At 55.7% G+C, this 11399-nt stretch carries 11 protein-coding genes; 1 reads left to right on the top strand and 10 read right to left on the bottom strand.

What is annotated here, in order from left to right:
• Position 1 precedes the first annotated feature (1 nt).
• On the bottom strand, positions 2-937 hold the full coding sequence (locus ACLHV8_RS07470; protein WP_208594636.1) for a LysR family transcriptional regulator: 936 nt from the start codon (positions 935-937) through the stop codon (positions 2-4).
• 109 nt (positions 938-1046) lie between these two features.
• Between ACLHV8_RS07470 and ACLHV8_RS07465 the strand changes: the two genes are divergently transcribed.
• Positions 1047-2261, top strand: coding sequence for an MFS transporter (locus tag ACLHV8_RS07465; protein ID WP_134707533.1), 1215 nt, complete (start codon positions 1047-1049; stop codon positions 2259-2261).
• 74 nt (positions 2262-2335) lie between these two features.
• Here ACLHV8_RS07465 and flgL read toward each other — a convergent pair whose 3' ends face one another.
• From flgL to flgD, 9 genes are all read right to left on the bottom strand, one after another.
• On the bottom strand, positions 2336-3289 hold the full coding sequence (flgL, locus tag ACLHV8_RS07460) for a flagellar hook-associated protein FlgL (protein ID WP_128348404.1): 954 nt from the start codon (positions 3287-3289) through the stop codon (positions 2336-2338).
• Positions 3290-3303: 14 nt separating this feature from the next.
• A complete protein-coding gene (gene flgK / locus ACLHV8_RS07455) occupies positions 3304-4944 on the bottom strand; it encodes a flagellar hook-associated protein FlgK (protein WP_410376839.1) in 1641 nt (546 codons plus the stop codon).
• A 75-nt stretch (positions 4945-5019) separates the two neighbouring features.
• Positions 5020-5973, bottom strand: coding sequence for a flagellar assembly peptidoglycan hydrolase FlgJ (flgJ, locus tag ACLHV8_RS07450; RefSeq protein ID WP_208594637.1), 954 nt, complete (start codon positions 5971-5973; stop codon positions 5020-5022).
• The gene (locus ACLHV8_RS07445; protein WP_028019060.1) at positions 5973-7070 is read right to left on the bottom strand and encodes a flagellar basal body P-ring protein FlgI; all 1098 of its coding nucleotides are present in this window, start codon (positions 7068-7070) and stop codon (positions 5973-5975) included. The genes flgJ and ACLHV8_RS07445 overlap by 1 nt, the downstream gene beginning before the upstream one ends.
• Before the next feature lie 12 nt (positions 7071-7082).
• Entirely contained in the window at positions 7083-7781 is a 699-nt protein-coding gene (gene flgH, locus ACLHV8_RS07440; protein WP_032666985.1) for a flagellar basal body L-ring protein FlgH, read from the bottom strand.
• Between the two features lie 57 nt (positions 7782-7838).
• A complete protein-coding gene (gene flgG / locus ACLHV8_RS07435) occupies positions 7839-8621 on the bottom strand; it encodes a flagellar basal-body rod protein FlgG (protein ID WP_008500810.1) in 783 nt (260 codons plus the stop codon).
• Between the two features lie 11 nt (positions 8622-8632).
• Positions 8633-9388, bottom strand: coding sequence for a flagellar basal body rod protein FlgF (locus ACLHV8_RS07430; protein ID WP_049007894.1), 756 nt, complete (start codon positions 9386-9388; stop codon positions 8633-8635).
• Between the two features lie 20 nt (positions 9389-9408).
• Positions 9409-10659, bottom strand: coding sequence for a flagellar hook protein FlgE (gene flgE / locus ACLHV8_RS07425; RefSeq protein ID WP_049007895.1), 1251 nt, complete (start codon positions 10657-10659; stop codon positions 9409-9411).
• Between the two features lie 26 nt (positions 10660-10685).
• Positions 10686-11396 (bottom strand): flagellar hook assembly protein FlgD, encoded by a 711-nt coding sequence (flgD, locus tag ACLHV8_RS07420; protein ID WP_049007896.1) that lies wholly within the window; start codon positions 11394-11396, stop codon positions 10686-10688.
• Positions 11397-11399 lie beyond the last annotated feature (3 nt).

Below are 11399 nucleotides of genomic sequence, written 5' to 3'. Positions count from 1 at the left end.
TTTATTGCTTGTTTACAGGCTTTCTCATTCCGGCAATGTCCGGCATCACTTGCTTCATCATCTCAAGAAAATGACGTAAACGCGCCGGATAGTAACGCGACCAGGGATAAACCAGATGGACTGGCAGAGCCGCAGGTTGCCACTCAGGAAGAAGATGAATCAGGCGCCCTTCCTCAATATCCTCTTTCACCGTCCAGCTGGAGACCATCGCGACACCCAGCCCGGTTAATACCGTATTGCGCGCCACGTACAAACTGTCAGTACTGAGACGCGGCGTAATGGCGATACGCGTTGGTTGTGCCGAGCCGTCAAATAACTCTATATGCCGCTGATAAAAGGTACTGATGGCGATCCAGGGAAGTGCCTGCAAATCCTCTGGCGTTTTGACCTCCGGAAAACGCGCCAGCAGTACCGGGGATGCCACGACGGAGCGCGGCACCTCTGCCAGTTGCACTGATACCGTCGCCGGATCGACCTCAGCACCCACGCGGATCGCGCAATCAATGTTGTCACTCAGGAAATCTACCGACCTGTCATGCAACATCCACTCAACGGACAACTGCGGATAACGATGCAAAAATTCGGTTAATGGCTTCAGAAACTGATCCTGCCCGAAAGCGTGCGGTGCACGCACCCGTAATACCCCCACCGGTTCATCTTCAGCCTGTCCGACTTCATCCTCAAGTGCCAGCCAGCTGTCAATCACGCGCCGGGCGTGTTGATAGCAGCGCTCACCATCGTCAGTAAGTCGGGTCGCATGGGTTGTACGCAGCAGCAAGCGAGCCCCCAGCAGGGTCTCCAGAGACTGCAAACGTCGGCTAACCGTGGCCTGAGTGGTTGAAAGCTGCCTTGCCGCTGCTGATAACGACCCGGTTTCAACGATACGAACAAACGTTCGCATCAATTCCACTCTGTCTAAACGCTCAACTCGTTTCATACACCTCCCTGACATACGTTTAACGTATAAGCGTTTTACCACCAGGCTGGCTACCCTCGCAAGGCAGACTGATAAAAAATAGCCCCACACGACGAATGAGGAACATCTTATGAACACAACGACTTCCCCCCACGCAGCCAGCCGCTGGGTAATTTTCATGCTGGCGCTGGGTGCTGGCTTTAGCGTGGCATCCATCTATTACGCCCAGCCCCTTCTTCCGCTCATGGGTGCCGATCTTCATCTGAGCATTGAAGGCATGGGGTTAGTACCAACCTTAACTCAGGCAGGTTATGCGCTCGGCATTCTGTTCCTGCTTCCACTGGGCGATCGTCATGACCGCAGGACGTTAATTCTGATAAAAAGCGCGGCGCTCGCCCTGTTCCTGCTGGGCTGTAGCCTGACCGGGCAACTCCATTCCCTGTTGCTGGCAAGTTTGCTTATCGGCATGGCCGCCACCATGGCACAAGATATCGTTCCGGCGGCGGCTATTCTCGCGCCGGAAGGGAAGCTGGGGAAAACCGTGGGTACGGTAATGACGGGGCTGCTGATGGGCATCTTGTTGTCGAGAACTGTTAGCGGCGTGGTGGGAGAAGCCTTTGGCTGGCGCGTCATGTACCAACTGGCTGCGGTGAGCATTGCGTTTATCGGGGTGATGATGTGGATTGTACTTCCCCGTTTCGCCATTCACTCCACGCTGAGCTACCCCGCGCTGATGCGTTCTATGGAACATCTGTGGCGTCGTTATCCGGCATTGCGCCGTGCAGCGCTGGCACAGGGTTTTCTCTCGATTGCCTTTAGCGCCTTCTGGTCCACGCTGGCGGTTATGCTTCTGGAGCGTTATCACCTGGGTAGTGCCGTAGCCGGTGGTTTTGGTATTGCGGGTGCAGCAGGTGCATTAGCCGCCCCGCTGGCGGGTGGGCTGGCAGATAAACTGGGAGCCGGAAAAGTCACACAGCTTGGCGCATTACTTGTGACCGTCTCGTTTGCCCTGATGTTCCTGATGCCTGCTTTGGGAATTCACGGGCAGCTGATTCTGATTGCCGTCTCTGCCGTTGGGTTCGATCTGGGTCTGCAGTCCAGTCTGGTGGCCCATCAGAATCTGGTCTACAGCCTTGAACCACAGGCCCGGGGCCGCCTTAATGCTCTGCTCTTTACCGTTATCTTTATCGGCATGGCACTGGGCTCAGCCATAGGCAGTAATATTTACTCGCTGGCGGGCTGGACGGGCGTGGTCGCTCTGGCAACCGTCTGTGGCGTCATTGCGCTGGGGATCCGTCTGGTTGAAAGCGCCCGAGTCGCCTCCACACCAGCAGAAGTTGCATAAAAAAATGCCCAATCCAGACGGATTGGGCAGTAAAACATGCCCAGTTTCAAGACATGTTCTAAGAGGTCAAGATGTTATTTGTTCAGCTGGAACAGAGACATGCCCTGCATATCGCTAAACGCTTTATAAGACGCCTGCAAGGCCGCCTGCTGCATGGTGTAAGAGGAAATCGCTTCGTTCCAGTCTACATCAACCAGGTCACTCATCTGCTTAGTCTGCCCAAGCGCACGATCGTCACCCAGCGTATCGAGTTTTTCCAGCTCGTTCATCTTGGTGCCCACGTCCGCAACAACGGTAAGGATATTGTTCTGGGAGTTTTTGATACCGATTTGCGCATTGGCAATCACCTGGCTTTGCGCAGTGGCAGCAGCCGGATCGTTTTCAATCGGTGTCTTCAACGATGCAATAGCAGAATCAAGGATCTTGAACATATTGGTTTCGCCATATCCACCGCCCGGCAGCTGTTCCGCATTACTGGTAATGCTTTCGAAAATCTGCTGACCTGTATGGCTTATCGCCATATTCCGCGCCGTATCGACCTGCTGAGTGATCGCCTCAGCACCACCGTTGTAATTCCCGGTCGCGGCATCAAACGGTGCGCTTTCGGTTTTGTATCCCGCGAAGATAAAGCGACCATTACCATCCGTCGTGTTGGCCAGGTTCATGAGCTGATCGCGGATCCCCTGAATATCGGTCGCCAGAGAAAGACGGTCATCATCGCTTAATGTCCCGTTCGACGCGTAGACTAATTTCTCACGCACGCTGGATATCGCGGTATTCACCTGGGTTAACACATTATCTTCCAGCGAAACCTTTTGCGTGGCAAAGGTACGCGCTAACGCGAACTGGCTATTTTGTGACTGCGATTGTGACAGAACAATGGCCTGAGAAGCCGCGATAGGATCATCCGACGGACGATTGACGCGCTTACCGGTGGACATTTGCTCACCGTAGTTCAGCCACCTGCTCTGGGAATCAGTGATCCCACGCATGTTCTGCTCATACATCATCTGGGTGCTAATACGCATTGTTCACCTCAACCTTAACGAATGTTGATAATTGCATCGAAGAGCGTACTGGCAGTCTGGAGAACCTGCGCATTAGCCAGGTAATACTGCTGATAACGCTGCAAATTGCCATACTCTTCGTCGAGGTTTACCCCAGAGATGGTCTGCTGTTGTTTAACTAACTGTGTTTCCACATTCGCTTTCGTCTGGCTGCTCACTTTCAGTGACGCCGTTGAGCTACCGACGGTACTGACGAGAGAAGCATACGCATCGTTGAAGGTTTTGTTTCCCCCCACCACTTTGGCATTTTGCAAATCAAGCAGTTTTTGACCGTTACGGTTGTCACTCTCACCGCCGTTCTGCACCGACGCCATCGCCAGTTTAGACTCGTCACTGATTGCCAGATCCATGTTCATGATGACATTGGAAACAGGCTTCACGGTGAAACTGTCTTTGGTGTTTGCTGTGCCGCTCACATTGACGTTAAGACCGTCAAACGACAGATTGCCGCTTGCATCCGGGCTCATCGTAAAGCTGGTTTTATCGGAGGTACGGGTGACCGTCCAGTCGGTGCCATTAAATTGCAGCTTATAGTCTGTCGCCTGGACTTGTTTGCTGTCCGTTACAGAAGCCGTAACAACGGCCGAACCGCCATTCTTGCTATTGGACAGAACCGCCGGAGAACCGAAGTCGAACAGCTTACCGCCCGCATCACCGTTTGCATCAAAACCGGCTTCATGCTGCGTGTTCATTGCATCGGCAAAGGCCAGTGCCATTTGGTTCAGGGTGTTACGGGCTTTATCCAGATCTTCATTACGGAATGTCAGCAAACCGCCTAAAGAGCCGGTCGTAATCATTTTTTCCGGGATCTCAATATTACCCGCAACGTTGTCGACGTAGGCTACGGTCGTACGAGCCGGATCAGCGCTGGACTTAACTGCCGCCAGCTGGTTGGCTTTGCTGCCCTGCACCAGGCTGTAACCGTTGCCGAAAGAGATGTTAAACGTACCGCTATCCTGAACAGAAACTTCCACACCTACGATTTTGTTCAGCTCATTGACGAGCTGATCGCGCTGGTCGAGCAGATCGTTTGGCGATGCACCCGCACCGACACCGGTCAGACGGGAAATCTGATCGTTCAGATTCGCAATCTGTTTGGCGTAGTTGTTGATCTGAGAAACGCTGGTCGAAATCGCGGTATTTACCTGCGTATCCTGATCGCGGAGATACTGATCGTTGGTTTTAAACTGATTGACCAGACCGCCCGCTTTTCCCAGCACCGTCTGGCGTGCAGCGGGATCTTCCGCGTTGCTTACCAGCGTTTGCAGACTCTTGAAGAAGTCCTGCAACGTCGTAGAGAGCGAGTTGGTCGTATCGGACAGCACATCGTCGATTTTTGACATCTGCTGATAGCGCGTCGTCAGGCCGCTGCTCTGCGTTTGCGCGGCACGCAACTGGTTGGTGATGAAAGCGTCATACTCACGCTGGACACCGGAGACATAAACCCCGTTACCCACCCAGCCACCGCCGGTCAGCGTGCTGTTAGACGCGCCCAGCACCGTGGTCTGGCGGGTGTAACCTGCCACGTTATAGCTTGAAATATTATTACTGACGGTATTGAGTGCCGACTGCGCAGCACTGAGGCCACTCATGGCGCTGTTAATCAAACTGGACATGGGGGTTCCTTTTATACGTTCAGACACGAGTCCTGATGAAGGTTATCGGCAACCTCCACCGGGACTTGAGAACTTTCAGAACAGATTTTCAATATCTGTGCTATAGGCTTTGCTGACCTTCTCGCCCATGGATTTCAGCTGCTGGATCATGCTGGTGAGCTTACGCGCATAGTTCGGATCGGTCGCATAACCTGCATTTTGCAGAGCCTGAGCCCCCTGCTCCGCCGTCGCCGCCTGGGTAACGGCGGTATAACGCGGATTTCGGCTCAGCAGGCCGACATAATCGGACAACGCTTCCAGATAAGAGCTGTAAACGCGGAATTTTGCTTTGACCTTCACCGCCGCACCGTTCTCGTATTCGGTGGTCGTGATCTCCGTGGTTGGTCCCTTCCAGCCGGAAGTCGCCTTCACGCCGAAGATGTTAAAGCTCGGCTCGCCGTTTTCCTTGCGGACCTGTCGCTGACCCCAGCCCGATTCCAGCGCGGCCTGTGCCAGAATCAGGTGGTGTGGAACACCGCTCTGTTCACTGGCAAGTCGCGCAGGCAGAGAAAGCTGCGCCAGGAAGTCTTTGCTGTCGCCGGAGAGGGGTTCATCACCGCCCCCCGTTGTTTTCGGGATCGCCTTACGCACCATCTGCGTCAGCGCCTGGTTCTGATAACTGGTCACCGTTTCCAGGTCGAACTTCATCGGCACTTGCTGCGTCTGCTCTTGCGGCTGAATACCTTGCGCGGCGTCGGTCTGTTTCACAATCATGTCAGCCAGACCGAGACCTTTACCGGCAGTCATCTGCTGCGCAATCTGCTGGTCATACATGCTGGTGTACAAACGCGTTGAATCGCTGCTGAACATCCCATCTTTCGGCAGGGTTTCACGCATGCTTTTCAACATCATCTGTACAAACATCCCTTCCACCTGGCGGGCAACCGGGCGGATATTCGCCGCCGGGTCTTTACCTGCTTTGGTTTTCAGTTCGTTGAGCGACTGGGCGTCCCAGGCGGCACTGGTCAACAGTTTGCTATCGGTCAGCATTAGATGATTTCCAGTTTGGCACGCAAACAGCCCGCGCTTTGCATGGATTGCAGGATGGACATCAGATCCATCGGCGTTGCACCCAGGGCGTTCAGAGCACGCACCACGCTGTTCAGGTTGGCGCTGGAGCGAACGCTCTGCAACGACCCGCCGCTCTGGCGCAGATCAATCTGCGTTTGCGGTGTCACCACCGTCTGGCCACCACCAAATGGCGTATTTGGCTGACTCACGTTCGCGGAGCGGTTCACCGTCACGGAGAGGTTACCCTGCGCCACGGCACAACTGTCCAGAGAAACTTCCCGGTTCATCACCACCGAGCCCGTACGGGAGTTAATGATCACCTTCGCATCCTGCACTGGAACATTCACTTCCATATTCTGGATATCTGCCAGCATGCGCACCTGGTTGCTGCTACCCGTTGAGGTACGGATCTGCACGGTGCGCGCATCCAGTGCCGTTGCATTACCGTAACCGCGGCTGCGGTTGATGGTATCGGCAATTTGCTGTGCCATGGTGAAGTCTTCATTATTGAGCTGCAGATTGATGGTGTTGCCTGCGCCAAACTGGGTCGGCAACTCACGCTCAATGATGGCGCCGTTAGTGATACGTCCACCGTTCAACTGGTTCACCTGCACGCTGCTTCCGCCTGCGGATGCACCCGCACCGCCAACCAGAATGTTCCCCTGCGCCAGCGCATAGACCTGGCTGTCAACGCCTTTCAGCGGAGTCATCAGCAGCGTACCGCCGCGCAGGCTTTTGGCGTTACCCATTGAGGAGACCACCACGTCAATGGTCTGCCCCTGACGCGCAAACGCCGGGTAGGACGCGGTAACCATAACGGCGGCCACGTTTTTCAGCTGCATGTTGGTTCCCGCCGGGACCGTAATGCCGAGCTGGGAAAGCATGTTGTTTAAACTCTGAGTGGTGAAAGGCGTCTGGGTGGTCTGGTCACCGGTGCCATCCAGACCGACCACCAGGCCATAGCCAATCAGGGAGTTTTCGCGTACGCCCTGAACGCTGGTGAGATCGCGAATACGGTCAGCCTGGGCAAACGTTGCCACCAGCGCCAGCGCCACGGCGAAGATCGATTTAAACATGGGTCACCTCGCTTACATCGGCGATAAATTAAGGAAGAAGCGCTGCAGCCAACCCATATTTTGCGCTTCGTTGATGTAGCCGTTACCGACGTACTCAATGCGCGCATCCGCCACCTGGGTGGACGGAACGGTGTTGGTGCCGCTGATCGTGCGAGGGTTAACCACGCCCGAGAAACGAATGAATTCAGTGCCCTGGTTGATGGCGATCTGTTTTTCACCCACAACGTGCAAGTTGCCGTTAACCAGAACCTGGTCAACCGTGACCGTCAGCGTGCCGCTGAAGGTGTTGCTGGCGTTCGCGCCGCCTTTACCGTTAAAGGTATTGCCGCCGGACGCGTTCACATCCGCACGCGCGTTGCCGAACAACCCTTCGAGATAGCGTGGCACGGTATCGAAGCCAAAATTAGTTTTGCCATCGCGGCTGGCGTTCGCCGACGAGCTCTTGCTCGCGCTGACGTTTTCCTGCAGCACAATGGTCAATGTATCGCCGACGTTACGCGGGCGGCGATCTTCAAACAGCGGCTGATAGCCGTAATTAATCGGCTGCGCGGTCTGGAAAATGGAGCCGTTTACCACTGGCGCGGGGCCAGGAACGGGTTGGGCAGTCGTCGCACCCTGGACCAAAGGTTTAGACGGGATCCAAGCACACCCGCTGAGGGTGACAGCCAGAACAGTCAGTATCGGATAACGAAACGCCGCGTTTTTTTGCATTGCCTTCATCTTCGAAAACAGGGAGCCGGCGCGGCGTTTACCGCACCGGGCTACACCTTAGAGTTGCGTCAGTTTCTGCAGCATCTGGTCGGTCGTCGACACTGCTTTACTGTTAATTTCATACGCGCGCTGGACCTGGATCATATTCACCAGCTCTTCCGCCACGTTCACGTTGGAGGTTTCAACATAGCCCTGATACAGCAGGCCCGCGCCGTTCAGGCCCGGGGTGCTCTCATTTGGCGTACCGGAGGATTGCGTTTCGGTGTAGAGGTTCTCACCAATGCTTTCCAGACCAGTATCGTTCATGAAGGTGGTCAGGTTGAGCTGCCCGACCTGAACCGGCGCGGCCTGTCCCTGCTGGGTCACGCTGACGACACCGTCACGTCCGATGGTGATGCTCAGGGCGTTCGCCGGGATGGTAATCGCAGGCTGAACCTGGAAACCGCCCGCCGTTACCAGTTGGCCGTTCTGATCGACCTGGAACGAACCGTCGCGGGTATAGGCAGAGGTACCGTCAGGCAGCTGCACCTGGAAGAAGCCCTGGCCTTTGATCGCCACGTCTTTGCTGTTGTTGGTCTGAGACAGATTGCCCTGGCTGTGCAGACGCTCGGTGGCTACCGGACGAACGCCGGTACCGATCTGTAAACCCGACGGCAGCGTCGTCTGTTCAGAAGACTGTGCACCCGGCTGGCGGATGGTTTGATAAAGCAAATCTTCGAAAACGGCGCGCTGACGCTTGAAACCATTGGTGCTCACGTTTGCCAGGTTGTTGGCAATCACGTCCATATTGGTTTGCTGGGCGTCCAGGCCAGTTTTCGCGATCCATAAAGAACTGATCATAAGGAGTCCTGTTAACTCATAGCCAGAAGTTGGTTAGCCTTGCCCGCGTTTTCATCCACGCTGCTGATGATCTTCATCTGCATTTCAAAACGGCGGGCGCTGGCAATCATGTCGCTCATGGCGGCTACCGGCTTAACGTTGCTGCCTTCCAGAACGCCGGACATCACGCGGATGCTCGGATCGGCCTGTAACGTGGCACCACGCGTCGCCTGAGCCGCCTGGGTCAGACGAAACATGCCGTCGTCGCCGCGCTGTACCTCTTTACCTTCCGCCTTAACCAGCTTCAGACGACCGACGGGCGCAACGGTATTAGCCGGATCACCCGGGTTCAGCGCCGAAATGGTGCCGTCCGCGGCGATAGTCAGCTCAGAGCCTTCCGGCACGGTCAGCGGACCCGCTTCCCCCATTACCGGGTGCCCCTGAATCGTTAACTGGCCCGTCGCGCTCACCTGGATATTGCCGTTACGGGTATAACCTTCCCCACCGTCAGCGGTTTGCACCGCCAGCCAGCCGTCCTGCTGCAGGGCAACATCCAGCGGGCGTGACGTGTAATCCATCTGCCCTGGCGTCATATCTGCGCCAGGGGTTGATGCCGTCACCAGCGTACGGGTTGGCAGGGAAAGCCCTTCAACCGGCACCGCGCGCAGCGCATTAAGCTGGGCACGAAAACCCGGTGTCGAGGCGTTTGCCAGGTTACTGGCCGTAACGGCCTGCTGGTTGAGCGTCTGACTTGCCGCGCCCATCGCGGTATATATTGCGTGATCCATTGCGCTTTCCTGTTAGCCGCTTAACGCAGGTTAACCAGCGTGTTGAGGATCTGGTCCTGGGTTTTGATGGTCTGCGCGTTCGACTGATAGTTACGCTGCGCGACGATCATGTTCACCAGTTCTTTACTCATATCCACGTTGGAGGCTTCCAGCGCGCCGTTGGTCAGCTTGCCGAAGTTACCGGTACCCGCGGTACCCAGCAGCGCCACGCCGGAGGACTGGCTGGCAGACCAGACGTTATCGCCTTCCGATTTCAGACCTTCGTTGTTGGCAAAGTTTGCCAGTACGATCTGACCCAGAACCTGAGACTGTTCGTTAGAGTAGCTTCCCACCACGGTGCCATCGCCGTTGATCTGGTAGCTCACCAGGTCGCCAGGCTTGTAGCCGTTCTGATTGGTTGCCACCACGCTGTTCGCACCGGTGTTCTGCTGCATGGAGTTCAGGAAGCTCAGGGAGAAAGTCGCCGCCGTCGCACCGCTGACAGAACCGGTGGTGATGTTGATTGCAGGGGTTGCGTTTGGCGTTGCGCTCAGCACACCCGCAGCGTCGTAGTTATAGACACCCGCCAGGTTACCGTTCGCATCAAAGTTCATCTGCGCCGCTTTCGCTGCTGTAGAACCCGCAACGCTGCCGTCCTGAGTGTAAAGATCCCATTTATTGTTGGCTGTCTTAACGTAGTAGACATACATGTTATGGGCGTTACCCTGGCTGTCGAATACGGTCACGGTCCCTTTTTTGTTGTAGGTATCCGGGTTAGTCGCATCGAACGGGGCAGTTTGAACAGGATCGGTTGAGTTCAGGTTGATCTGCTGCGTCGCGGTGGTGGTCGATTTCGCCGCCATCAGGGTATTCGGGATAGTAATCGCCTGTGGGTTCGCACCGGTCTGAACGGTCGGAGGCGATCCGGCTACCGGATAGCCCGTCAGCTGCATGCCCTGCATGTTAACCAGCGTGCGGTTTTCGTCCAGCTTGAACTGGCCGTTACGGCTGTAGAACACAGAGCCGTTGGAATCAACCATACGGAAGAAACCGTTCTGGCTGATGGCGACGTCCAGACCACGACCGGTGTTGGTGGTGGTGCCGTCGGTAAAGTCCTGAGTGATGCCCGCAACTTTCACGCCCAGGCCAACTTTAGAACCGGCAAACATGTCTGCAAAGGAAGCAGAACCGGATTTAAAACCATAGGTCGCGGAGTTGGCGATGTTGTTGCCAATGACGTCCAGGTTGGTGGCCGCAGCATTCAGGCCGCTGACCGCTTGAGAAAAGGCCATGACTTACTCCTGATAAGTGTTAAGGCTTAGATAATCTGCCGAACTTCGTCGAGTGTGGTGGTACCTGAGGTACCCAAATCCAGTTTGTTGCCGTCGCTTCCTTTAATTACGCCCTGGACCAGCGCGAACTGCAGCGGCTGCGCCACCAGCTGGGTTGTCCCGTTGCTGGCGCTGATTGCCACTTTGTAGGAACCGTTTGGTGCTTTAGTACCGTCGGTCAGGCTGCCATCCCACGTAAAGGTGTGAACGCCCGCCTTCAGCTCGCCAATATCAATGGTACGGACAACTGCGCCAGTGGAATCCGTGATCGTTGCAGTCACCTTCTCAGCCGGCTGCTGGAGCTCAACGCCAAACGGCGTGGTGCTCGTTGTGGTGTTGCCTTCGGTAGTGCTGGTGCCTGCCAGAATCGTGGTTCCCGGGATCATCACCCCGTGGCCAATCAGGCTTGCCGCCTGCAGAGACTGGCTGCTACCAATCTGTCCAGAGACGGAACCGAGGGTGGTGTTCAGTTTCTCAATGCCGCTAACGGTGCTGATCTGCGCAAGCTGCGTGGTCAGTTCGTTGTTCTGCATCGGGTTAGTGGGATCCTGGTTCTTAAGCTGCGCCACCAGCAGCGTCAGAAAGCTGCCCTGAAGATCGGCGGCATTGCTCCCGGTGAGGGAGTTAGAACCCGTCGTACTCTTTGTGTTGTTAACACCCGAGTTCGTAGGATCATTCACATTTACGGCGATGGACATGCA

Source organism: Enterobacter sp. CPE_E863 (genome assembly GCF_046521465.1).
Lineage (GTDB): Bacteria > Pseudomonadota > Gammaproteobacteria > Enterobacterales > Enterobacteriaceae > Enterobacter > Enterobacter adelaidei.
Note: the sequence above shows the minus strand (reverse complement) of the source record. Positions and strands in the feature narration are given on the sequence as shown.